At 62.9% G+C, this 25,058-nt stretch carries 19 protein-coding genes; 9 read left to right on the forward strand and 10 right to left on the reverse strand.

Annotation, left to right across the window (positions count from 1 at the left end):
* The first annotated feature begins 26 nt into the window (after positions 1-26).
* From CDI09_RS01785 to fdxA, 3 genes are all read left to right on the forward strand, one after another.
* A complete protein-coding gene (locus tag CDI09_RS01785) occupies positions 27-2,633 on the forward strand; it encodes a helicase-related protein (RefSeq protein ID WP_078526764.1) in 2,607 nt (868 codons plus the stop codon).
* A 4-nt stretch (positions 2,634-2,637) separates the two neighbouring features.
* Positions 2,638-2,934 (forward strand): RNA-binding S4 domain-containing protein, encoded by a 297-nt coding sequence (locus CDI09_RS01790; protein ID WP_078526762.1) that lies wholly within the window; start codon positions 2,638-2,640, stop codon positions 2,932-2,934.
* 189 nt (positions 2,935-3,123) lie between these two features.
* Positions 3,124-3,456: a ferredoxin FdxA gene (gene fdxA, locus CDI09_RS01795; protein ID WP_078526760.1), complete on the forward strand. Its 333-nt coding sequence runs from the start codon at positions 3,124-3,126 to the stop codon at positions 3,454-3,456.
* A 123-nt stretch (positions 3,457-3,579) separates the two neighbouring features.
* Here the strand turns inward: fdxA and cyoD are convergent, their stop codons facing one another.
* The 5 genes from cyoD to CDI09_RS01820 all read right to left on the reverse strand — a co-directional run bounded on the left by cyoD (position 3,580) and on the right by CDI09_RS01820 (position 8,862).
* Positions 3,580-3,909: a cytochrome o ubiquinol oxidase subunit IV gene (cyoD, locus tag CDI09_RS01800; RefSeq protein ID WP_078526758.1), complete on the reverse strand. Its 330-nt coding sequence runs from the start codon at positions 3,907-3,909 to the stop codon at positions 3,580-3,582.
* A complete protein-coding gene (gene cyoC / locus CDI09_RS01805) occupies positions 3,909-4,514 on the reverse strand; it encodes a cytochrome o ubiquinol oxidase subunit III (RefSeq protein ID WP_061272539.1) in 606 nt (201 codons plus the stop codon). Before cyoC ends, cyoD begins: the two co-directional genes overlap by 1 nt.
* A complete protein-coding gene (cyoB, locus tag CDI09_RS01810; RefSeq protein ID WP_078526756.1) occupies positions 4,514-6,508 on the reverse strand; it encodes a cytochrome o ubiquinol oxidase subunit I in 1,995 nt (664 codons plus the stop codon). The genes cyoC and cyoB overlap by 1 nt, the downstream gene beginning before the upstream one ends.
* A 5-nt stretch (positions 6,509-6,513) precedes the next feature.
* Positions 6,514-7,440: a ubiquinol oxidase subunit II gene (cyoA, locus tag CDI09_RS01815; protein WP_165165683.1), complete on the reverse strand. Its 927-nt coding sequence runs from the start codon at positions 7,438-7,440 to the stop codon at positions 6,514-6,516.
* A gap of 651 nt (positions 7,441-8,091) precedes the next feature.
* Positions 8,092-8,862 (reverse strand): Bax inhibitor-1/YccA family protein, encoded by a 771-nt coding sequence (locus tag CDI09_RS01820; RefSeq protein WP_167370219.1) that lies wholly within the window; start codon positions 8,860-8,862, stop codon positions 8,092-8,094.
* 196 nt (positions 8,863-9,058) lie between these two features.
* On the opposite strand from CDI09_RS01820, the gene thpR reads away from it, so the two are divergent.
* The 5 genes from thpR to CDI09_RS01845 all read left to right on the forward strand — a co-directional run bounded on the left by thpR (position 9,059) and on the right by CDI09_RS01845 (position 15,224).
* Positions 9,059-9,607, forward strand: a complete 549-nt coding sequence (gene thpR, locus CDI09_RS01825; RefSeq protein ID WP_078526754.1) for an RNA 2',3'-cyclic phosphodiesterase — start codon at positions 9,059-9,061, stop codon at positions 9,605-9,607.
* 462 nt (positions 9,608-10,069) lie between these two features.
* Positions 10,070-12,292 carry a PQQ-dependent dehydrogenase, methanol/ethanol family gene (locus CDI09_RS01830; protein WP_078526752.1) on the forward strand — a complete coding sequence of 741 codons (2,223 nt, stop codon included), beginning with the start codon at positions 10,070-10,072 and terminating at the stop codon, positions 12,290-12,292.
* 53 nt (positions 12,293-12,345) lie between these two features.
* Positions 12,346-13,752 carry a c-type cytochrome gene (locus tag CDI09_RS01835; RefSeq protein WP_275881190.1) on the forward strand — a complete coding sequence of 469 codons (1,407 nt, stop codon included), beginning with the start codon at positions 12,346-12,348 and terminating at the stop codon, positions 13,750-13,752.
* A gap of 145 nt (positions 13,753-13,897) precedes the next feature.
* Positions 13,898-14,602 (forward strand): NAD-dependent deacylase, encoded by a 705-nt coding sequence (locus tag CDI09_RS01840; protein ID WP_078526748.1) that lies wholly within the window; start codon positions 13,898-13,900, stop codon positions 14,600-14,602.
* A gap of 10 nt (positions 14,603-14,612) precedes the next feature.
* Complete coding sequence (locus tag CDI09_RS01845) at positions 14,613-15,224, forward strand: uracil-DNA glycosylase family protein (protein WP_078526746.1); 612 nt, start codon at positions 14,613-14,615, stop codon at positions 15,222-15,224.
* Between the two features lie 85 nt (positions 15,225-15,309).
* Here the strand turns inward: CDI09_RS01845 and CDI09_RS01850 are convergent, their stop codons facing one another.
* Genes CDI09_RS01850 through CDI09_RS01860 form a run of 3 tightly spaced genes read right to left on the reverse strand, consistent with a single transcriptional unit; the run spans position 15,310 to position 19,793 of the window.
* On the reverse strand, positions 15,310-16,038 hold the full coding sequence (locus CDI09_RS01850; RefSeq protein ID WP_078526744.1) for a MarC family protein: 729 nt from the start codon (positions 16,036-16,038) through the stop codon (positions 15,310-15,312).
* A 34-nt stretch (positions 16,039-16,072) separates the two neighbouring features.
* The gene (locus CDI09_RS01855; protein ID WP_078526742.1) at positions 16,073-18,175 is read right to left on the reverse strand and encodes a lysylphosphatidylglycerol synthase domain-containing protein; all 2,103 of its coding nucleotides are present in this window, start codon (positions 18,173-18,175) and stop codon (positions 16,073-16,075) included.
* Positions 18,176-18,185: 10 nt separating this feature from the next.
* The gene (locus CDI09_RS01860) at positions 18,186-19,793 is read right to left on the reverse strand and encodes a lysine--tRNA ligase (RefSeq protein ID WP_078526740.1); all 1,608 of its coding nucleotides are present in this window, start codon (positions 19,791-19,793) and stop codon (positions 18,186-18,188) included.
* A gap of 132 nt (positions 19,794-19,925) precedes the next feature.
* Between CDI09_RS01860 and CDI09_RS01865 the strand changes: the two genes are divergently transcribed.
* A complete protein-coding gene (locus tag CDI09_RS01865; RefSeq protein ID WP_078528081.1) occupies positions 19,926-22,859 on the forward strand; it encodes an ATP-dependent DNA helicase in 2,934 nt (977 codons plus the stop codon).
* A gap of 43 nt (positions 22,860-22,902) precedes the next feature.
* On the opposite strand, the gene CDI09_RS01870 is transcribed toward CDI09_RS01865, so the two are convergent.
* A complete protein-coding gene (locus tag CDI09_RS01870; RefSeq protein ID WP_010507660.1) occupies positions 22,903-23,106 on the reverse strand; it encodes a cold-shock protein in 204 nt (67 codons plus the stop codon).
* A 293-nt stretch (positions 23,107-23,399) separates the two neighbouring features.
* Entirely contained in the window at positions 23,400-25,046 is a 1,647-nt protein-coding gene (gene groL / locus CDI09_RS01875) for a chaperonin GroEL (RefSeq protein WP_078526738.1), read from the reverse strand.
* Positions 25,047-25,058 lie beyond the last annotated feature (12 nt).

Consider the following 25,058-nt stretch of genomic DNA (forward strand, 5'->3'; position numbering starts at 1 on the left):
CGTCCACTTGGCCGGAGCATACCGACATGACGGGTGTACCCTCGGGCCTTCGTGGCCCCCATCGCGCAGCGGCCGGGCATCGCTCCGGCCCCCATTCCGACCAGGTGGTCCGGGCTGTGCTCGGCCCGACCAATACCGGAAAGACGCATCTCGCCATCGAGCGGCTGCTCTCGCATTCCAGCGGGGTGATCGGCTTCCCGCTCCGCCTGCTGGCCCGTGAGAACTACGACCGCATGGTGGCCCGCAAGGGCGCGCACGCCGTGGCGCTGATAACGGGTGAGGAAAAGATCATTCCCCCCAAGGCGCGCTGGTTTTCCTGCACGGTCGAGGCCATGCCGCTCGACCGGCGGGTGGAATTCGTGGCGGTGGATGAAATCCAGCTCTGCGCCGATCCTGACCGGGGCCACATCTTTACTGACCGCCTGCTGCATGCGCGTGGCACGGCGGAGACGATGTTCCTCGGCGCCGACACCATCCGCAACCTGATCCGCCGCCTTGTGCCCGGCATCGAGATCGAACACCGGCCCCGCCTGTCGCAACTGACCCATGCGGGGGCGTGCAAGCTGACGCGCCTGCCGCCACGCTCGGCCATTGTCGCGTTCTCGGCGGGTGAGGTTTACGCCATTGCCGAACTGCTGCGCCGTAGGCGGGGTGGCTGCGCCATCGTGATGGGCCAGCTTTCTCCGCGCACGCGCAACGCACAGGTGGCGCTGTATCAGGAAAAGGAGGTTGATTACCTCGTCGCGACCGATGCCATCGGCATGGGGCTGAACATGGATGTGAACCATGTGGCCTTTGCCAGCCTGTCGAAATTCGATGGCTCGCGCATCCGCCCGCTCACGGCAGGCGAGATCGCGCAGGTGGCGGGGCGTGCCGGGCGCGGCCTGCGCGATGGCACGTTTGGCACCACCGGCACCTGCCCCCCATTGCATGAGGAACTGGCCGAAGCCGTGGAGCAGCACCGCTTCGACCCGCTCACCCGCCTGTCATGGCGCAACAGCGCGCTTGATTTTTCCTCACCCGCCAGCCTGCTGGGCAGCCTCAACCAGGCCTCGCCACGCCCCGAACTCATCGCGGGGCATGAAGCAAGCGACGTGCTGGCCCTGTCCGCGCTCTCGGCCAGCCCCGACATCCGCCCGCTGGTCCATGCCCGCGCCGCAACCCGGCTGTTATGGGAGAGCTGCCAGATCCCCGATTTCCGCAAGCTGGGCGATGACAGCCACATCCGCCTGTGCGGGCGCATCTTCACCCATCTGATCGGCGATGGCCGCATCCCCGCTACATGGATGGAAAACCAGATTACCCATTTCTTCCAGACCGATGGCACCATCGACACGCTGATGCAGCGCCTGGCGGGGATTCGCGTGTGTAGTTACATCGCCGCCCGCCCCGGCTGGATCGCCAATGCCGAACACTGGCAGGCCCGCACGCGTGAGGCGGAGGACCGGCTGTCCGACGTGCTGCACGAGCAGTTGACCGCCCGCTTTGTCGACCGCCGTGCCACCACGCTGATCCGCAGGCTTGATGAAGGCGGCCATGACAACCTGCTCTCTGCCGTGACCGCACAGGGCAATGTGGTGGTGGAAGGCCATGAGGTCGGCCGGATTGCGGGCCTTGACCTGATTGCGGGCGAACATACCGATGCCGAGGATGGCCGCCTGCTCATGCGTGCCGCCCGCCGCGCCGTACGCAGCGAGATTCCCCGCCGCGTGGCCCTGCTGGTGCAGGATGACGACCAGCAATTTACCTTCTCGACCGATGGCACGCATATCATGTGGCAGGGCATGAACCTCGCGCGCCTGCTGCCGGGTGCCGATGTGCTCTCGCCCCGCCCGCTGGTGCTGGACAACCCGCTGCTCGACAACGCGCAGCGCGAGCGAATCCGCAACCGGCTCCAGACCTGGCTCGGGCAGGTCGTGCGCGAGCACCTTGCCCCGCTTTTTGCCGTGCAGGCCGCCGTCGCCGCCACGCCGGAGCTGCGCGGCATCGTTCACCGCCTGCTCGAAGGTGCGGGCATCGCCCCGCTGCACCGGGGCGAGCGCCTGCCCCCCGAGATGCTGGGCCGCCTGCGCAGGCTGGGGGTGCGCGTGGGCCATTACACCCTGTTCATGCCCGCCATCCTCAAGGAGCGCCCGCTGCAACTGCGGGGCTGGCTTGTGGCAATCAGCCTGAACATGCCCTGCCCCACCCTGCCCGCCATGAGCCGCATCACCCTGCCGCCCGATGCCCTGCCCCCGGCCTTCATGGACCGCATGGGCTGGCTCGCGGCGGGGCCCGTGCGCATACGGCTTGATATTGCGGAAAAATTCATTCGGGAACTGGCCCGCCTGACCCGCCGCGCGCCCGTGCCGCTGCCACCGCAACTGGCCTCACGGCTGGGCGTGCGCCGTGAAATGCTGCCCGCCGTGCTGAAGGGGCTGAACATGCGCGTGCACCACCCCCGCCCCATGCCCGCCGACCGCTACGGGCCGCCTGCTCCGATCATGATCCGCTTCCATGCGGAGGGCGACAGTGCCCGGCACGAAAAACCCCGCCCGGCGCAGGACCGCCAGCCCAGCAGGCGTGCCACTACCCGGCACATACGGTCCGACAGCCCCTTCGCCGCCCTTGCCCCCCTTCTGGACCGCTCCTGAGCGCATGAAACAGCCTCCCACCCCCCAGCCCCTGGCCCAGCGCGTGGATGTGTGGCTGTTCCATGCCCGCTTCGGGCGCAGCCGCAGCGCCTGCGCGCAGATCGCCACCAGCGGGCATGTACGAATCAACCGCCAGCGCGTGACCAAGGCGCATGCACTGGTGCGCGCGGGCGACGTGCTGACCCTGCCCGCCCCGGACCGCAGGGCCGTGATCGTCATTCGCGTATTAGCCCAGGCCGAGCGGCGCCAGGCAGCGCCACTTGCACAACTTCTGTATGAAATTGTTCCAGAAACTGCCTGAATATTGTGGCGATAGGGACAATACAGGCACGGATTATGCATTAGCCGCCGTCTTGGGCTTGCCACGACCGGAAAACACTCTCATATCTTCCGCCATTCCCGATGAGGTCATGCCCCCTGTGGCGCCTCGTCCCTTTTCATGGCTGGGCCTACTGCCACAGGCCACACAAATAACGATCGGAGATAGGCGATGACCTATGTGGTCACCGAAAACTGCATTCGCTGCAAATTCACAGATTGTGTCGAAGTCTGTCCGGTTGACTGCTTCTACGCGGGTGAGAACTTTCTCGTAATCAATCCGGATGAATGCATCGACTGCGGCGTATGCGAACCGGAATGCCCGGCTGAGGCCATCTTCCCCGATAGCGATGACCGCGCGACCCCCTGGGCCGAGCTTAACGCCAAATACGCCGCCATCTGGCCCAACATCACCCGCAAGATCGACGCCCCGGCCGATGCCGAGGAATGGAAAGACAAGCCCGGCAAGAAAGATATGCTTTCCCCTGAGCCGCAGAAGGGCTGATCCAGCCTTTCCCGCCAGGGCCCAATAAAAAAGACCGGCACGGTTTCCCGTGCCGGTCTTTTTTTATGCCGTCTGGCCCCGGAGGTGGTTGCCCACCCCCAAGGCCCAGCATGAGGCCGCGTATCAGCGCGACATCATGTTGATGGACGTGTCATGCATGATGAACATGGTGCCGGCCACAAGGACCAGAACCGACAGCACCGTGAATGTAAACGCCATGACGTTCCAGCGCTGCTCGGACGAACCGTTCATGTGCAGGAAGTAGATCAGGTGAACCACGATCTGGACCACCGCCAGCAGGGCAATCGCCCCACCGGTGGCGGACGGTGACATCGCATGCGACATCACCAGACCGAAGGCTGCTACCGTCAGGATAACGGCAAGTACGAACCCGGTAAGGTAAGATCCTACGCTACCATGGCCCTCTCCCGAGGATGAAATATGATCAGCCATCAGAGCACACCCATCAGATAGACAAAGGTGAAGACACAGATCCAGACAATGTCCAGGAAGTGCCAGAACAGGCTGAGGCAGGTCAGCTTGCCGATCATGCGCTCGTTCAGCTCAGTCTTGCCAGCCGTCTGGAACAGCAGAACCGCCATCCACAGCAGGCCGCAGGTGACATGCAGACCATGCGTGCCAACCAGCGTGAAGAAGGCGGACAGGAACGCACTGCGATCCGGGCCGTTGCCTTCGGCAATCATGTGCGAGAACTCGCGGATTTCCATGAACAGGAAGCCCAGCCCCAGCAGGAAGGTCACCCCGAGCCAGGTCCGCATGGTGCTGACCTTGTTCTCGTGGGCGGCGATCATGCCAAAACCGTAGGTGATGGAGCTGAACAGCAGGATAGCCGTTTCAATGCCAACACCCGAAAGTTCGAACACTTCGTGGCCGGTCGGACCGCCGGCAAACTGGTCACGCAACACCGCGAACACTGCGAACAGCGTACCGAAGATGATGCAGTCCGTCATCAGATACAGCCAGAACCCGAACACCACGGGAGATTCGTGGTGTTCATCATGGGCATGGGCTGCATCAGCAGTCATGTTTTGCGCCATTATTCCGCTGCCTGTGCTGCCATAAGGTTATGGGTGTGCTCCTGCTCGATACGAGCCACCTCGGACACCGGCACGTAGTAGTCGACGTCATTGTCAGCCGAACGTGCGATCACCGTAGCGATGACACCGATCAGACCAACAGCCGCCAGCCACCAGATGTACCAGATGGCACCGAAGCCAAGCACGAAGCTGAAGGCACCGATCAGGAAACCGCATGCCGTGTTCTTGGGCATGTGGATGGGCTGATAGTCACCACCCGCGCGACGCGTGTCGATACCCGCTTCCTTGTCGTGGGCAAAAGCGTCGAGCTCGTGCACTTCCGGCAGGATGGCGAAGTTATAGAACGGCGGCGGCGAAGAGGTGGACCATTCCAGCGTACGAGCGTTCCACGGATCGCCCGTCAGGTCACGGTTCTCGGCCAGGTTACGGTCGCGGATCGAGACATAAAGCTGGGTCAGCTGGCACACGATACCGCATGCAATCAGCACGGCACCGACTTCAGCAATCAGCAGCCAGGGGTGCCATTCCGGATTGTCGTAGTGGTTCATACGACGGGTCATGCCCTCGAAACCAACGACATACAGCGGCATGAACGCCACATAGAAGCCAATGAACCAGCACCAGAACGCCCGCTTGCCCCATGCTTCGTTCAGCTTGAAGCCGAAAGACTTGGGGAACCAGAAGTTCATGGCCGCCACGTAGCCGAAATACACACCACCGATAATCACGTTATGGAAGTGGGCGATAACGAACAGCGAGTTATGCAGCACGAAGTCGGAAGCCGGGATGGCGAGCATCACGCCGGTCATGCCACCGATGGAGAAGGTGATCATGAAGCCGATCACCCAGTACATGGTCGCATGGAACTCGATGCGGCCCTTATACATGGTGAACAGCCAGTTGAAGATTTTCACGCCAGTCGGAACGGCGATGATCATCGTCATGATGCCGAAGAACGCATTCACGTTCGGGCCAGCACCCATGGTGAAGAAGTGGTGAACCCACACCACCAGCGACAGGACCATGATGGAAGCGGTCGCGTAGACCATGGTCTTGTAGCCGAAGAGCGGCTTGCGGGAGAAGGTCTGCGTGATTTCGGAGAAGGCGCCGAAGGCAGGCAGGACCAGGATGTACACTTCCGGATGGCCCCAGCCCCAGATCACGCTCAGATAGAGCATCTGGTTGCCGCCGCCGTCGTTGGTGAAGAAGTGCATGCCCAGGTAACGGTCCAGACCAAGCAGGCCCATGGCCACGGTCAGGATCGGGAAGGCAACCATGATCAGCACGGTGGTGCAGAAGATGGTCCAGGTGAACACCGGCATACGCATGTAGGTCATGCCAGGCGCACGCATCTTCACGATGGTCGCGAAGAAGTTCACACCCGTCAGCAGCGTGCCCACACCGGACAGCTGAACCGCCCAGATATAGTAGTCAACACCGACGCCGGGGCTGAACTGCTGCTCGGACAGGGGCGGGTAAGCCAGCCAGCCGCACTGCGAGAACTCACCGATGAACAGCGAGACGTTGACCAGCAGGAAGCTGATGGTCGTCATCCAGAAGCTCAGCGTGTTCACGAACGGGAAGGCCACGTCGCGCGCACCGATCTGCAGCGGCACCACGATGTTCATCAGACCCTGCATGAACGCCATGGCCATGAAGAAGATCATGATCGTGCCGTGAGCGGAGAAGATCTGGTCATAGTGGTGCGGCGGCAGGTAGCCGGGGTTACCGGCATAAGCCAGCGCAAGCTGGGAGCGCATCATGATCGCGTCCGCAAAACCACGGAACAGCGCCACGAGGGCCACAACGATATACATGACACCAATGCGCTTGTGGTCGACCGAGGTCAGCCATTCACGCCACAGGTAGCCCCATTTACCGTAATAGGTGATGAGACCGACAACGGCGAGACCCGCGATAGCGGCACCGATGAACGTCCCAACAAGGATCGGCACATCATAAGGGATGGCCGACAAAGTTAGTTTGCCAAACATCTGTCCTATTCCTTCATGTTCATGTCGGACATCGCGGACTGCTGCACGTGCAGCATCTTGCCGGTGCTCTTGTCCATGACCATGCCGTCATTGTACTTGGCAACAATGGCATCGAAGAGACCCGCATCGACATGCGAGAAGTACTCAACCGGGTTGGCCTCGCTCGGCGCGGCCAGCTTCGGATAGCTTGCGCTGTCCAGCTGCTCGGAAGAAGCCTTCACCTTCTCGACCCACGCGCTGTACTGGTCCGCCGGCATTGCCAGCGCACGGAAGCGCATGTCGGAGAAGCCCTTGCCGCTGAAGTTGGACGACTCACCCTGGAAGTCACCCGCTTCGTTGGCGATCAGGTGCAGCTGTGTCTGCATCCCGGCCATGGCATAGATCATCGTGCCCAGCTGCGGGATGAAGAACGAGTTCATCACGGAGTCAGAGGTGATCCGGAAATCGACCGGCGTATTCACCGGCATGGCCATCTGGTTGACGGTTGCGATCCCTTCATCCGGATAGATAAAGAGCCACTTCCAGTCCAGTGCCACAACATCGACATGAATTGGCTTGACGTTGGCTTCAGCCTCGAGGGGCTTGTACGGGTCAAGCGAATGACATGTCTGATAGGTCAGCACCGCCAGGAACAGAATGATCAGGCTGGGGATCGCCCAGATGATCACTTCAATCTTGTTGGAATGCGACCATTTCGGCAGGTATTCCGCCGAAGTGTTGGACTGACGGTACTGCCATGCGAACAGCAGCGTCAGGATACATACCGGTATGACAACCAGCAGCATCGCGTAGGTCGAGGTCAGGATCAGGCTTTTTTCCTGAGCACCGACAACGCCCTTGGGATCAAGTGTATCCCAGGTACAGCCTGCTAACAGCGCTGCTGAAGATAGGCTCATCAGCTTTGTTAATCTCGGCAAGATTTTTTTCTTCATCTCACGCCTCGTTGGTTTCGACATCACCCTGTTTTGCTCACATCCTCGCTTCATCCACGGGCTTAGACAACAGCGGCCACGTTATACGCATGGCGGGAAAAAAGCATTCTGCTTTCCCGGCATCCAGCGACATCGCGCCTGAGTCGACTTCCGAAAATGACAATCGCCTCTTTCGGTTTGCATCCGTCATGAGTTAGTTGCCGACCGGCTGGCCATGACCTTGATCAATACGGCCTGCCAGACCTTACGTAAATATTACTCTCAGGGCAGATCGGACCATGAATCGCGATGCCGTCCTGTGTGCTGAAGCGCATGTCCTGTGCCGCATACCCTTTCATATAGTTTTTCTATTCAAGGGTTATCCGACCTGAACGGCCTCATAGGCAAGCCTTCACATAATATTTCAATAAATTTCATTGCTTAAAATTTATCTTGCAAAACTGTTGTTTTACAACACCTTAGCGGGGTGTCATTAACCTCACACTCTCGTCATCATATAATTTCCATATATGAATAAGTCTTATCTTTTTTAACAGAAAGACCTTTCCAGGTCCTCATTCACGCAAAAAAGGGCCGCCATAATCATGGCAGCCCTTCTCATGCAGGCAAACAGGACTGAAACAGTCCTTTTGGAAACAGGAATCCTGTCGATCAGTCGTTGCTGTTGTTACGCACGCCCATGAACTGCAGCAGAAACTGAAACAGGTTGATGAAGTTCAGATAAAGGTTCAGCGCATCATAGACCGAGCGCTTCGCGGCCTGGTCCGGCCCTTCATAGGCCGCGAGCTGCTGGTAGTTGGCCTTGATGTTCTGGGTATCGAACATGGTCAGACCCACGAACAGGAGCACACCGGCAGCGCTGTAGACAAAATACAGGGCAGGGCTGTGCAGGAACATGTTCACCACGCCCGCGATAATCAGGCCGAACAGCCCCATCATGAAGAACGAGCCAAAGCGGCTGAGGTCGGTACGAGTCGTGTAGCCCCAGATGGACATGGTGCAGAAGGTCGCGGCGGTAACGAAGAAGACGCGCGTGACCGAAACACCCGTGAACACCATGAAGATGTTGGACAGGCTCGCCCCCATCACCCCGCAGAACAGCCAGAACAGGGTCTGCACCGCCTGGGTGGACAGCCTGTTGACTCCAAACGACATGACCAGAACGAAACCGAGCGGCGCAATCATGGCCAGCATGCCAAGCCCGGTCGGCTTGATCGTGCCAATGGCGGGCACGTACTGAAAGAACAGCGACTGCAGTTGGGTGTTGGCGATCAGGTAGGCCACCAGTCCGGTCAGGACCAGCCCGGATGCCATCCAGTTATAGACTCGCAGCATATAGGCGCGCAGGCCCATATCGACGGAGCCCATGGCACTATCAGCGGTGGGGCGGATGAAACTCCGCGAATCAGGGCCAAAAGCCATTTGTTGTTTCCTTCCTCCACGTCCGTAGACTGACGTGCGTCTGCCTGCATGTGGGTTCATGCTAGACGAGGTTCAAGAACATCAGCGTGACGAACACATTACAATGCGGCAACACGCTCCGCATTTTACGACACTATATATACTGTACATGCCCAGCGGCATGTGCCGTTTTTCCTTTCCGTCAAAAAGGTGCCGGATGCGTCTGTTCATTGGCCTGGAACTCCCCCTTCCGCTCATGCACGCTCTCGCTGGCCTGCGGGGCAACCTGCCGGATGTGACGTGGTCTCCACCGGAGTCCTACCACCTCACGCTGCATTACCTCGGCGAGGTAACGCACGGCCATCTGCTCGAAGACATCCACCATGCCCTGAGCGCCATAACGGCCGCGCCACCCACGCTTGGCCTGAGCGCGCCGGGCCTGTTCGAGCCCGAAACCCATCACGGGCCGGATACGCTATGGGTCGGCTGCGCGCCCGATGCCGCCCTGACGCACCTGCAAAAGCGTGTCCGCGCCACCATGAACCGGCTCCTGCCCGGCGCGGCCCGGTCCGCGCGCCGCTTCGTGCCGCATGTAACGGTGGGCCACATGCGGCACCCCGACCCACTGAGGCGACAGGTCTGGCTGGCTTCCATGCCACCCATGCCTGAGGGCGAGCCGATGGGTCATTTCACGCTGTTCCAGTCCCTGCGCCATGCGGACGGGCCGGTTTATGAAGCGCTGGAACATTATCCGCTACAGGGCTGATTCTCTGCCCTGATCCGTTACGCGTACGGCGTGAAGCAGGTGACCGTTTCACCAAAAATTTATGCCATTCATGAATAATAAAAATATATTTCTCATCATTTATTGTGAAACACCTGTCGCGCGGCATCAGGCGGGTCTTCTCATTCTTGCTGCAATATCAACATATTTTAAAAAACACGCTGCTGGCGGCAGCTATCTGATTCATTGCTTATCAGACAACATATTCACGTTTTAGTGAGCCTGAACACTAAAATGTCAGGAGACGGGCGTGCTAGCCTCGGTATGTTCGGATGAAACGGACTACCTGCTTTATCTCCCTGCCCGAAGCCGGTTTCCTGTCTGGTCGGAAAACAAGCGCCGCCCGCGCTTTTTGCCGGTTACATTCAGAAAGCCTGCCCGGACGGAAAGTTGCAGCGGCGGCGTCCTGAATTCGAAACCGTTAGTTTTCTGAGGACATCACATATGATTTCTGCCGTTTTCGGAAAAAGACGTTCTCTGAGCAGAACGCTTACAGCCGGAACGATATGTGCGGCTCTCATCTCGGGCTATGCCACCATGGCATCCGCGGATGACGGGCAGGGCGCCACGGGGGAAGCGATCATCCATGCGGATGACCATCCCGGCGACTGGATGACCTATGGCCGCACCTATTCTGAACAGCGCTACAGCCCGCTGGATCAGATCAACCGTTCCAATGTTGGTAACCTCAAGCTGGCCTGGTATCTCGACCTCGATACCAACCGTGGCCAGGAAGGCACGCCGCTGGTTGTCAATGGCATCATGTATGCCACCACCAACTGGAGCATGATGAAGGCCGTTGATGGCGCCACCGGCAAGCTGCTGTGGTCGTATGACCCGCGCGTGCCCGGCAACATCGCCGACAAGGGCTGCTGCGACACGGTCAACCGTGGCGCCGCCTACTGGAATGGCAAGGTCTATTTCGGCACGTTCGATGGCCGCCTGATCGCGCTTGACGCCAAGACCGGCAAGCTGGTCTGGAGCGTGAACACCATCCCGCCCGAGGCGGAGCTGGGCAAGCAGCGTTCCTACACGGTTGATGGCGCACCGCGCATCGCCAAGGGCCGCGTAATCATCGGTAACGGTGGTTCCGAGTTCGGCGCGCGTGGCTTCGTCTCCGCGTTCGATGCCGAGACCGGCAAGCTGGACTGGCGCTTCTTCACGGTTCCGAACCCCAAGAACGAGCCGGACCACGCCGCCTCCGACAGCGTGCTGATGAACAAGGCCTACCAGACCTGGAGCCCGACCGGCGCCTGGACCCGCCAGGGTGGCGGCGGCACGGTGTGGGATTCCATCGTGTATGACCCCGTGTCCGATCTGGTCTACCTGGGCGTGGGCAACGGTTCGCCGTGGAACTACAAGTACCGCTCGGAAGGCAAGGGCGATAACCTGTTCCTGGGCAGCATCGTCGCACTGAAGCCGGAAACCGGCGAATACGTCTGGCATTTCCAGGAAACGCCGATGGACCAGTGGGACTTCACCTCGGTCCAGCAGATCATGACGGTTGACCTGCCGATCAACGGTGAGACCCGCCACGTGATCGTTCATGCGCCGAAGAACGGCTTCTTCTACATCATTGATGCGAAGACCGGCGAGTTCATCTCGGGCAAGAACTATGTCTATGTAAACTGGGCCAGTGGCCTCGACCCCAAGACCGGTCGCCCCATCTACAACCCCGATGCGCTCTATACGCTTACGGGCAAGGACTGGTACGGCATTCCGGGTGACCTTGGCGGCCATAACTTCGCGGCCATGGCGTACAGCCCCAAGACCGGGCTGGTCTACATCCCCGCGCAGCAGGTTCCGTTCCTTTACACCAACCAGGTCGGTGGCTTCACGCCGCATCCCGACAGCTGGAACCTTGGTCTGGACATGAACAAGGTCGGCATCCCCGACTCCCCCGAAGCCAAGCAGGCCTTCGTGAAGGACCTGAAGGGCTGGATCGTGGCCTGGGATCCGAAGACGCAGGCTGAAGCCTGGCGCGTGGACCACAAGGGCCCGTGGAACGGCGGCATTCTGGCAACGGGCGGCGATCTGCTGTTCCAGGGCCTGGCGAATGGCGAATTCCATGCCTATGACGCGACGAACGGTTCCGACCTGTTCCACTTCGCGGCGGATAGCGGCATCATCGCTCCCCCCGTGTCCTACCTTGGCAGCGACAAGAAGCAGTATGTCGCGGTTGAAGTGGGCTGGGGCGGCATCTATCCGTTCTTCCTCGGTGGCCTTGCCCGCACCAGCGGCTGGACCGTCAACCACTCGCGCATCATTGCCTTCTCGCTTGATGGCAAGTCGGGCCCGCTGCCCAAGCAGAATGACCAGGGCTTCCTGCCCGTCAAGCCGCCGGCACAGTTCGACAGCAAGCGCACCGATAACGGCTACTTCCAGTTCCAGACCTATTGCGCCGCCTGCCATGGCGACAATGCTGAAGGTGCTGGTGTGCTGCCTGACCTGCGCTGGTCCGGGTCCATCCGCCACGAGGATGCGTTCTACAATGTTGTCGGCCGCGGCGCCCTTACCGCCTACGGTATGGATCGCTTCGACAGCAGCATGAACCCCACCGAGATCGAGGATATCCGCCAGTTCCTGATCAAGCGTGCGAACGAGACCTATCAGAGGGAAGTTGATGCCCGGAAGAACGCTGCCGGTATTCCCGAGCAGCAGCCATAATCTCCCGGTTTTGACAATTTTTCGCATCAACGCGACGCATGATGGTGAACATAATGATCAACAGGCTTAAGGTGACATTCAGCGCGGCAGCGTTTAGTCTGCTGGCAGGGACGGCATTGGCACAGACGCCAGATGCCGACCCCGCGCTGGTCCAGAAAGGGGCGTATGTCGCACGACTGGGTGACTGCGTAGCATGTCACACCGCCCTCCATGGGCAGTCGTATGCAGGCGGGCTTGAAATCAAGAGCCCGATCGGCACGATCTATTCCACAAACATTACACCGGACCCCACCTACGGTATCGGTCGCTACACCTTCGCCGAATTCGACGAAGCGGTGCGCCACGGTATCCGCAAGGATGGTTCCACGCTGTATCCGGCCATGCCGTATCCTTCCTTCTCGCGTATGACGAAGGAAGACATGCAGGCGCTGTATGCATACTTCATGCATGGGGTTAAGCCGGTCGCACAGCCTGACAAGCAGCCGGACATTTCCTGGCCGATGTCGATGCGCTGGCCGCTGGGCATCTGGCGCATGATGTTCTCGCCCTCGCCCAAGGACTTCACCCCCGCCCCCGGCACCGATGCCGATGTGGCCCGTGGTGACTACCTGGTAACGGGTCCGGGGCATTGCGGCGCGTGCCATACGCCGCGCGGCTTCGCCATGCAGGAAAAGGCGCTCGATGCTTCGGGTGGGCCTGACTTCCTGTCCGGTGGCGCACCGATCGACAACTGGGTTGCGCCGAGCCTGCGTAACGACCCGGTCGTGGGTCTGGGCCGCTGGTCGGAAGATGACATCTACACCTTCCTCAAGTCCGGCCGTATCGACCACTCCGCCGTGTTCGGTGGCATGGGCGATGTGGTGGCATGGAGCACCCAGTACTTCACCGATGACGATCTGCACGCCATCGCGAAGTACCTGAAGAGCCTGCCGCCGGTGCCGCCTTCACAGGGCAACTACACATACGATCCGTCCACCGCGACGGCCCTGAACTCTGGCAACACCGCCAGCATGCCGGGTGCTGATACGTATGTGAAGGAATGCGCCATCTGTCACCGCAACGACGGTGGTGGCGTGGCCCGCATGTTCCCGCCGCTGGCTGGCAACCCGGTTGTCGTGACCGAGAACCCGACCTCGCTGGTGAACGTGATCGCTCATGGTGGCGTGCTGCCGCCGAGCAACTGGGCACCTTCCGCGGTGGCCATGCCGGGCTACAGCAACTCGCTGTCCGCCCAGCAGATCGCCGATGTGGTCAACTTCATCCGCACCAGCTGGGGCAACAAGGCGCCGGGCACCGTTACGGCAGCCGACGTGACCAAGCTGCGTGACACCGGCGCTCCGGTTTCCAGCTCCGGCTGGAACAGCATGAGCAGCGGCTGGTCGGTGTTCCTGCCGCAGCCTTACGGCTCGGGCTGGACGTTTGCACCGCAGACGCACACCGGTCAGGACGCCGCGCAGTAACATTGCGGCAGGGGTGGCCTTTTCTGTCAGGCCGCCTCACCCTGATACGCACTACGGAAAACCGCCATGGGCTTATGTCCATGGCGGTTTTCTTATGTACGGCAATCCCGCACACTGCTTTCTTTCAGCTGGAGGGAGATTTCGCATGCAGCGCATCGTTGTCCTGACCGGGGCGGGCATCAGCCAGGAATCGGGTCTCCAGACCTTTCGCGGGCCAGATGGGTTATGGAACCATGAACGGATCGAGGATATCTGCACGCCGCAGGGCTTCGCGCGCGACCCGCTGCGGGTGGACCGGTTCTATAACGGCCTGCGCGCCCAGCTCCCCACCGTGCACCCCAATGCCGCGCACAAGGCGCTTGCCACACTCGAACAGGCCGGACGTAACGGCAAATGGCCAGGTCACCTCACCATCATCACGCAGAATATCGATGACCTGCATGAACGCGCGGGAAGCCGGAACGTGATTCACATGCATGGCGAACTGCTGCGCCTGCGCTGCACCCACTGCCACGCCACCCCTGTATGGAAAACCGACTGCTACCCCCATACACCCTGCCCTGATTGCGGCGCGGCGGGGCTTCGGCCCGATATCGTCTGGTTTGGGGAAATGCCTTACCATATGGAGGCCATAGCCCGGCAGCTTGAGGCCTGTGACCTGTTCGTGGCCATTGGCACCTCCGGCGTGGTCTATCCGGCAGCAGGATTTGTGGACAGCGTAGCGGACCATGCCGATACGATGCTGTTCAACCTCGAGGCCCCAGCGGGCCGCAGCGCCTTTGACCAGACCATTCTCGGGCCTGCCACAAGCACGGTTCCGGCATGGACACGCGACCTGCTGGAAGCGTAAAGGCAGCCCCATGGCCGAAACCCTTGAAGACCTGCTGTGCGCCATCCGCGCCTGCCAGACCTGCGCGGCACACCTGCCGCTTGGCCCCCGCCCGGTGCTTCATGTTTCGCGCACGGCGCGGCTGCTTATTGCCAGCCAGGCGCCGGGCACGCGCGTGCATGAAACCGGGCAGTCCTTCAATGATGCCTCGGGCGACCGGCTGCGGGGCTGGATGGGGGTGGACCGCGCCACGTTCTATGATTCCAGCCGCATTGCGCTGGTGCCCATGGGCCTGTGCTATCCCGGCCGCCTGCCCAAGGGCGGTGACTGCCCGCCCCGGCCGGAATGCGCGCCGCAGTGGCGGGAACGCATCATGGCGCAGATGCCCGCCCTTGAACTGACGCTGGTGGTGGGCAGCTACGCCCAGCTTCATATTCTGGGCAAGGGAAAGGTGAGCGAGCGCTGCCTCGACTTCCGCCACTATCTGCCGCGCTACTTCCCCCTGCCCCACCCTTCATGGCGCACGGGGGCGTGGGAGCGGCGGACACCGCAATTCGGCACGGATGTACTGCCTGCGTTACGCGCCTGCGTGCGGGCCGTGCTTGATGGACGACCCGTGCCTGAAATCGCCCCGCTGGCGTGATGGGAAAATGAACGGTCCCGGATGCTGCCTTTTTTCAAGCTGGCAGCATTCTTCGATGCTGTTTGAAAAACGCTTCAAAGAACGTTTAACCCGCCATCGTCATGACGGCATGCGCGGTCTGCAGCACCACGCCCTGCACGCCCGTAACCAGGATCTGCACGCCAATCGAGAGCAGGATCAGCGCGGCGAGCCGCGAGACAATGCGCGTGCCGGTCGTGCCGAGCAGGTACAGCAACTGCTCGGCATAGGCATAGGCCGCCCAGACAATCCCCGCCACCAACACCGCCGCAATCGACAGCACGCCGTAGAATACGATGTGGTTGCCCGCAGGCGGCCCCTCCGAGCCGAGTGCAATGGCCACCGCAATCGTGCCGGGGCCAACGGTAAAGGGCATGGTCAGCGGAAAGAACGCCTGCCCCATCAGGTTGGCCGCCTGCGTGCTGCCACTGGCCTGGGCCTGCTTGCGGGCTTCCTCCGTCTCGGGGGCCTGTAGCAGCGACCACGCCCGCACCGCCACCACCAGTCCGCCTGCAATGCGCAGGGCATCGATGGTGATGCCAAAGAACGACAGCACCAGCCCCCCGATCCAGATCGAGGCCAGCATCAGCATGGCGGAATAGAACGCCACCTGCCCTGCCAGCGCCACGCAGGTGCGGCGGTCATGCCCCGCCGTAACCTGGGCAAAGATCAGCGCCGCCCCCAGCGGATTGACAATGGAGAACAGCGCCGGAAACGCCATGAGGAACGCACCCGACAGGCTGGGCAGGCCCACCACGGTGGAAAAATGCGTGAGCAGCCCCGCATGGGCGGTCATGAGCGGCTTCCTTTACGCCACACGGCAGACGCCCTTAGCACCCGGCCTGCCCCAGCGGCGCGAAGGCCTTGTCCATCAGCGTGCGGATCATGTTCAGGTCATCCGCGCCAGCACACAGAAAACACGGGTGCAGCGGCGCGCCTTCTTCTGTCAGGGGCCACGGTGTCAGGCCCAGTTCGTTATAGACCGCAAGCATGCTGGTGCCGACATGCCAGAAAGCGGGCTGGCAGCCCTCCTGCACCGCAAGGTCGCGCAGCCACCATATGGCCGATGTGCAGTCATCCGCATGGCCCGCCGGGTCACCCAGCCCGACCAGATACGGCCCCAGCCGCACGAAGGGCAGCAGCGCCTGCCGCCGTGCCCCCGGTATCAGCCCCGAAGGCGCAGGCGTGACCTGGCCCACCCCATCAAGCGCATGGTCAAGCGCGCGGTAACGGGCCTGGCCCTGCTTGTTCCATGGCAGCACATGAATGCGCCCCGGCCGCACCAGGCGCACGATCATGACCAGCCCCAGCATGACCGCGAGCCCCAGTGTCCACTGTGCAATGCCCGGACGGGTGGCGAAAAGCATGATCTCCCACCAGCTTCCTCCCGCCGAATCATGCGGGCCCGCCAGCACCAGCACCACGACCGAACTGATAAGCAGCACCAGGGAGAGAATGGTCTGCGAGGAAAGCGGCTCGCTCATGATCCGCGCATGGCGGTAATAGGAACCACGGAAGGGTGCGATCAGCAGGCACACCAGCATGAGCAGGCCCGGCACCGCCATGGGGGAGTCGCGCAGCAGCGTCAGGGCGCAGGCCCCTGCCAGCAGCACGATCGTCGCCTTCCACGCCAGCGTCACGCGCTGCGAAAGCCCGATGCCCAGCCCGATCAGCGCCACGCCAATCAGCGAGAGCAGATAGTCCCCCACCATGGCGAAGAATGGTTGCAGGCGACCCGCGTTCAGCCAGTTTTCGGGGTCGAGCAGGGTCAGCGCCAGCAGCAGCCCGCCGCATAGCGAGACCGCGCCGGTGGCCACCGCCACGGAAAAATCAGCCTCGCTTTCACGGATAACCTGACTGGGCCTGCCGGGCCGCGGGCCACGCAGCGGGCTGCCCGTGCTCGCCTTGCGCGCAAGAGCCGCATCACCACGCAGGAACAGTTCATGCGCCGCGAACATGATGCCAGCCACGAAGAGCGGCACGATGTAATAGAACAGGCGGAAGATCAGGATGGCCGTGACAATGCGCGTGGCGGGCACGTAGGCGCCGAGTGCAAGCATCATCGTGCCGTCAAACACGCCCAGCCCCCCGGGCACGCTGGCCACCAGCCCCGCAGTGTAGGAGGCGATGTAGATGGCCAGGAACGTGCCGTAATCCAGTCCGGGTGCAACAGGCAGGAAGGTGTAGGCGATGGCCGCCGTCGCCGCGACCTCGAGCGCCGCAACGAGGGTCTGCATCACCGCCATGCCGGCGGAAGGAAAAGTGACCTGCCAGCGCCAGATCCTGATCTCGTTCACGTAGCGACCGGCCACGACATAGCCAGCCACGCCCGCCCACAACACACAGCCCACCAGCCGCATCATGGGCGAGGGCAGCGCATGGCCGATAAAGGGCACCGTGCCCGGCTCAAGCACCAGCACGCTGCCGATCAGCACCGCCGCCCCGAGCAGGTAGGTGGCCGAACAGAACGCAATGATCTGCGCGACCTCAAAGGGCTTCAGCCCCCAGTTGCCATACAGCCTGAAGCGTACCGCAGCACCCGAAATGGCGGAAAACCCGAGGTTATGCGACAGCACATAGGAACAGAACGCCGCAAACGCCGTGCGCCGGAAGGCCAGCTTGCAGCCCACCTGCCGCACGGCCAGCCAGTCATAGAAAGACAGCACCAGATAGGACAGCAGCGTAAACCCCGCCCCCGCCCACAGCGTGGTGGACGGGATGGTGAGCAGCGCGTGACTGATGTCCTGCCAGTGCAGGGTGCGCACCTCGCGCTGCACCACGATCACGGCACCCACCAGCAACAGCAGCCCCAGCACATGCGGCAGGTGGCGCAGCAGCGCGTTGCGGCGGCGCGCGGGCGTCAGGCCTACCCCGGTGGGCCCATCATCATCAGGATGGGCAGGCGTTGCGTCTTGGGTCGGACGTTCAGCCATGGGCAGGCCCTTAGGCCGCTGTTCCCTCGGCGCGGGTCAGGGCGGCCTCGATCAGGGCCACGGTTTCCGCCACGCCGTACAATGCGACAAAGATGCCAAAGCGCGGGCCTTCCTTCTGGCCCAGCAGCACCTCATACAGACAGCCAAACCACGCGCGCAGCGGCTCGAAGCCATGGGTCTTGCCAATCTCGAACACAAGGTTCTGGCAGGCATCGGGGCTGACATCGCCGCCTTCCATGCCGCGCAGGGCCTGGGCCAGGTCGGCCAGCGCCTTGCGCTCATGTGCCTCGGGCGCGCGGTACTGCTTGGTGGGGCGCACGAAATCGGCGTAGTAGACGATCGCGTATTCCACCAGCCGCGCCAGCATCGGGCAATTTTCCGGCGTGGCATCGGCGTCGTAGCGCTGGATGAACTTCCACAACACATCCGGCGTCTCGGCATTGGCGACCGAGGCAAGATTGAGCAGCATGCCGAACGTGACCGGGCTGCCCGCATCGTTCGGGATCGCACCCTTGTGGATGAACCAGGCCGGGTTGGTCAGCAGGGCCGGATCGGCCGGTTCCATGGCGCGGGCCTTGCCCACATGGGCCAGGTATTCATCCGTCGCCTTGGGAATGACATCAAAGAACAGTCGCTTGGCGCGCTGCGGCGCGTTGAACATGTACTGACCGAGGCTTTCGGGCGGGGCATAGCGCAGCCATTCCTCGACCGAGATGCCATTACCCTTGGATTTGGAAATCTTCTGCCCGTTCTGGTCCAAAAACAGCTCATAGGTCAGGCCCGCAGGCGGCTGGCCGCCCAGAATACGACAGATCCTGCCCGAAAGGCGCACACTGTCGATCAGATCCTTGCCCGACATTTCATAATCCACGCCCAGCGCATACCAGCGCATGGCCCAGTCGGCCTTCCACTGCATCTTGGCGTGGCCGCCGGTGACCGGCGTCTCGAAGGTTTCGCCCTCTTCATCGGTCCAGCGCACGGTGCCCGCAACAGGGTCGATGGCGTCCATCTTCACCTGCATCACCTGGCCCGTGCGCGGGTGGATGGGCAGCACGGGGGAATAGGTGGCGCGGCGTTCCTCGCCCAGCGTAGGGGCGATGACCGCCACGATCTTGTCATGCACCTCGAGCACGCGCTTCAGGGCGGCGTCAAAACGCCCGCCTTCATAATACTGCGTGGAAGAGGCGAATTCGTAATCAAACCCGAAGCCATCGAGGAAGGAACGCAGGCGGGCATTATTGTGGGCGGCAAAGGATTCATGCGTGCCGAACGGATCAGGCACGCGCGAGAGCGGCTTGCCGATATACTGGCGCAGCATCTCCTGGTTGGGCACGTTCTCGGGCACCTTGCGCAGGGCGTCCATGTCATCGGAGAAGGCCAGCAGCCGCGTGGGCAGGCCGGTCAGCTTCGTAAACGCCTGCCTGACCCATGACGTGCGCGCCACCTCGCCAAACGTGCCGATATGCGGCAGGCCGGACGGGCCATAGCCGGTTTCCAGCAGCACGGGTCTGTCGGCCGTAACGGCACGCGCGCCAACATGCGCGGACAGTTTGGCGGCCTCCTCGAACGGCCAGGACTTGGGAAGGGGCGAGATAAGGGCAGGATGCTGTTCTGACATGGACCGGCAAGCTATGGACAGGAAGGGCACGGGTCAATCCATCCTATTCCACACCCCTGGGTACAGCAATAAGAATGGCATGACACAGGGCGGGCGACATCTGCCCGCTTGTACCCTATATCATTGACGACCATGCCAGACACCCCGCCCCTGCCGGACAGCGCCCCGGCGATCCTTCCCCGGCACGGCGCCTGGTCGGTGCTGACGCCGGATGGGGAAATCCTGTCCATGCAGGCCCCCGACATCCGCCGTGAACTGCCGCAGTGGCCCGCGCCCATGGTCATCCATGCGCCCGCCATCGCGCGCAGGCTCGACCTGCCGCCCCCGCCGCGCCCCTGCCCGTGGCTGGACCTGCTGGAACTGTTCGCCTTCACCCTGCCCGCCCACGCAGCGCCCCCCACCGCGCGCGGACTGGGCATGGCGCTCGGGCTTGAGGCGGACAGGCTCGAAGCCCCCGAGGCCGACCTGCTGCCCGACCTGGCCTTCGAGATGCTCGGCCGCCTCGCCCGCCTGCGCAACACGCCCGAGGGCGGCATCCGCGCAGCCCTTGCGTGGCGCATGCGCAAGGCGGGGTGGGCATGGGGGCCATCGGTCTGCGCCGCACTCGGCCTGAAGGATGGCGGCCCGCTGCCCGCGGGCATGATCCAGCCCGACGAGGCGCTCAAGGTCTGGACCCGCCTGTCCAAATGGGAGGAAACCGCCCCGCGACCCGCTCCCGCCGCGCACCCGGTGAGCGGGGAAGAAGCGCAGGCGCATCTGCGCGAGATTATTGGCGAAGGGGCCGAGCACCGCCCGGCACAGGAGGCGTTCAGCCACGTCGCCGCCCGCGCCTTCGCCCCCCGCGCCACACAGGGCGACCCGCACATGGTGCTGGCGGAAGCAGGCACCGGCACCGGCAAGACGCTGGGCTATGTCGCACCCGCCAATATCTGGGCGCGCCGCAACGGGGGGGCGGTGTGGATCAGCACCTATACCCGCCACCTGCAACGCCAGATCGAATCCGAACTGGCCCGCCTCTACCCCGACCCGGCGGTGCGCCGCAGCCATGTGGTGGTACGCAAGGGGCGCGAGAACTACCTGTGCCTGCTCAACATGGAGGAGAGCGTGAACATCGCGCTCTCACGCGGGCAGGCGGGCGATGGCACCCTTATCGGGCTGGCGCTGGTGGCCCTGTGGGCGGCGCATACGCTCGATGGCGACCTGTTTGGCGGCGACCTGCCCGGCTGGTTTGCCGATCTGTTCGGGCGCGGACTGCTGAGCGGCATTGCCGACCGGCGGGGCGAGTGCATCCATGGCGCCTGCCCGCATTACCAGCAATGCATGGTGGAGCACTCGATCCGCCGCGCCCGCACGGCGGACCTCGTGATCGCCAACCACGCGCTCGTCATGTCGCAGGCGGCGTGGCACGCGCTTGATGGCACTGGCGCCAGCAACGAGGACAACACCCCCACCCGCTACATCATGGATGAGGGGCACCATATTGCCGATGCGGCGGACAGCGCCTTCGCCCTTGAACTCTCAGGGCTGGAAGCCGCCGAACTGCGGCGCTGGCTGCTCGGCGCCGAAGGGGCCCGCTCACGCGCGCGCGGCCTGCGGCGCAGGCTTGAAGACCTGCTGGCCAACATCCCCCGCATCGAAACCCCGCTTGATACCGCGCTGATGGCTGCACGCGCCCTGCCCGCACCGGGCTGGTCGGCCCGCCTCGCCGCCCTTGACCCGGTGCACCGGGCCGCGCGCGTGCCCACCGAGGGCGGGGAGCCGGTGCTGTCCAACCCCTCCGAGGCGCTACTGCATGAACTGCGCCAGCAGGTGCTCGCCCGCACGCAGGGCAGCCCCGAAGGTGGCGCGCGCCGGAGTGACAGCGAATGCGACCTGTACCCCATGCCCGAATCGCTGCATGCGGCGGCGCAGGCGCTGGAACGGGCATTGCGGCGGCTGGCCGAGCCGCTGCGCACGCTGGTCGCCCGCCTTGATGAGGCGCTGGAAACCGAGGCCGACTGGCTCGACACCCCCATGCGCGAGCGCATTGCCGCCGCCATCCGCTCCATCCGCCGCCGCGCGCTCTCACGTGTGGATGGCTGGTGCGCCATGCTGGGCAGCATGCAGGCAAACGAACCGCCCACAGGCGGCGAAAAAACCCCGCAATATATTGATTACATCCGCATGGACCGGCGCGAGGGCCAGAACCCCGGCGAGCGCGACGTGGGGCTGTACCGCCACTGGCTGGACCCCACCATTCCGTTCGCGGGCGTGCTGGCCGCCCCCGCGCATGGCGTGCTGGTCACATCCGCGACACTGCGCGACGAAAGCGGCGAGGACAACACCAATGACAGCGCCGAACGCGCATGGGATGCTGCCGAGGCCCGCTCAGGCGCGATCCACCTGCCTTCGCCCGCCATACGCGCCTCCTTCCCCAGCCCGTTCGATTACGCACGGCAGAGCCGGGCCTTCATCATTACCGATGTGGCGCATGATGACCCGGCAGCCCTGGCCGGGGCCTACCGCACGCTGTTCATGGCATCGGGCGGGGGGGCGCTGGGGCTGTTTACCGCCATATCGCGCCTGCGCGAGGTGTACCGCCGCATCGTAACCCCGCTGGAGGAAGCGGGCCTGCCGCTGTTTGCCCAGCACGTGGACCCGATGGATAACGCAACGCTGGTCGATATCATGCGCAGCGAGCGCAATGCCTGCCTGCTGGGCACGGATGCGATGCGTGATGGGGTGGATGTGCCGGGCGAGGCCCTGCGTCTTGTCGCCTTCGAGCGCGTGCCATGGCCGCGACCCGATATTTTGCACCGCGAGCGGCGCATTCACCTGTCTGGCGGCGCACCGGGGCGCTTTGATGACAGGATCGCCCGCCTGCGCCTGCGCCAGGCCTTTGGCCGCCTGATCCGCAGCAGGCAGGACAGGGGTGTGTTCGTCCTTCTGGACCGGCGCACCCCGTCACGCCTGCTTTCCGCCTTCCCCGAAGGGGTGGCGGTGCGCCGCCTCGGCCTGAGTGCGGCGGCGCGGGAGATCACGGCCTTCCTGCAGGCGCAGGATATATCCGCGGACCAGCTTTCCTGATCGTGTCTCCCTGCCCTTCCCCGCGTGGTGCGGGGCAGACGCCTCAGAGCGCCTTGAGGTTGGTCGCGGCAGCCTTGCCACGCTCCATGGCGATATCGTAGCTGACCGCCTGGTCCTCGTTCAGGCCACGCAGGCCAGCAGCCTGCACCGCCGTGATGTGCACAAACACGTCCTTGCCGCCATCATCAGGCATGATGAAGCCAAAACCCTTGGTTGCGTTGAACCATTTTACTTTTCCGGTAGCCATAGCCAGTCTCTTCTCCAGCGCCATCCTTGCCGGTCCTAATACCGGCAATCCGGGCGCGTGTGCCTTTACCGCCATGAAAAAACGGGGCATCCGGAAAACACCCTGCCACTTCCACGTCGTTCGTGCACCCATAGGGGCAGCATGAAATGGGCACCCATGTCAAATGATCCCGACATGATGGCACGCACCGACCATGAAAAAAGGGGAAAGGCCAATGGCCCTTCCCCCCTTTTTTATTCTGGCATCCGGCCCCGTGCTGCAGCTTGGGGCCGGGGTGCGCAGGGTTGGCCGGATCAGAAATCCATGCCGCCCATGCCACCCATGCCGCCCATGCCACCTTCCGGTGCAGCGGGCTTCTTCTCGGGGCGCTCGGCCACCATCGCCTCGGTGGTGATCAGCAGGCCCGCGACCGATGCCGCATCCTGCAGCGCCGTGCGCACGACCTTCATCGGGTCGATGATGCCGGCTTCCACCAGGTCCTTGTAGTCGCCGATCTGGGCATCGAAACCAAAGGTGTAGGTGTCGTTTTCCAGAACCTTGCCAGCAATGACCGCACCGTCTTCACCCGCGTTGTGGGCGATCTGGCGCAGCGGAGCCTGCAGGGCCTTGCGGATGATGTCCGCACCGACGCGCTGGTCGTCGTTATGGAAGTGCAGGCCACCCAGCTTGGTGGATGCACGTGCCAGCGCCGTGCCACCACCAGGAACGATGCCTTCTTCAACAGCCGCACGGGTTGCGTGCAGGGCGTCGTCCACGCGGTCCTTGCGCTCCTTCACCTCGATCTCGGTGGAACCACCCACGCGGATCACGGCAACGCCGCCTGCCAGCTTGGCCAGGCGTTCCTGCAGCTTCTCGCGGTCGTAGTCAGAGGTGGTTTCCTCGATCTGCGCGCGGATCTGGCTGCAACGGCCCTTGATGGCCTCGCCCGCACCGGCACCTTCGACAATGGTGGTGTTTTCCTTGTCGATGTGCACCTTCTTCGCGGTGCCCAGCATGTCCAGCGTCACGCTCTCGAGCTTGATGCCGAGGTCTTCGCTGATGACCTGACCACCGGTCAGGATCGCGATGTCTTCCAGCATGGCCTTGCGACGGTCGCCAAAGCCCGGCGCCTTGACGGCGGCGATCTTCAGGCCACCACGCAGCTTGTTGACCACCAGGGTCGCCAGCGCTTCGCCATCGACATCTTCAGCGATGATCAGCAGCGGACGGCCGGACTGCACAACAGCTTCAAGCAGCGGCAGGATGGGCTGGAGCGAGGAGAGCTTCTTCTCGTGGATCAGGATGTAGGGGCTGTCCAGATCGACGGTCATCTTCTCCGCATTCGTCACGAAATACGGGGAGATGTAACCACGGTCGAACTGCATGCCCTCGACCACGTCGAGCTCGGTGTGCAGGCCCTTGGCCTCTTCCACCGTGATCACGCCCTCGGAGCCGACCTTCTGCATCGCCTTGGAGATCATCTCGCCGATTTCATGCTCGCCATTGGCGGAAATCGTGCCGACCTGTGCGGTCTCGGCCGGGGTGGTGATCTTCTTGGCGTTCTTCTTCAGCTCTTCAACGACAACGCCAACCGCCTTGTCGATGCCGCGCTTGAGGTCCATCGGGTTCATGCCGGCGGCAACGGCCTTGGCGCCTTCGCGCACGATGGCCTGCGCCAGCACGGTTGCCGTGGTGGTGCCGTCACCCGCGATGTCGTTGGTCTTGGAGGCGACCTCACGGACCATCTGCGCGCCCATGTTCTCGAACTTGTCGGCCAGTTCGATTTCCTTGGCGACGGAGACACCGTCCTTCGTGATGCGCGGTGCGCCGAAGCTCTTGTCGAGCACGACGTTACGGCCCTTGGGGCCCAGCGTCACTTTTACTGCATCGGCCAGAATGTCCACGCCACGCAGCATGCGCTGGCGGGCTTCACCGCCGAACTTTACGTCCTTGGCTGCCATTGTTCTCTTCTC

Source organism: Komagataeibacter nataicola (assembly GCF_003207795.1).
In the GTDB taxonomy this organism is placed as follows: domain Bacteria; phylum Pseudomonadota; class Alphaproteobacteria; order Acetobacterales; family Acetobacteraceae; genus Komagataeibacter; species Komagataeibacter nataicola.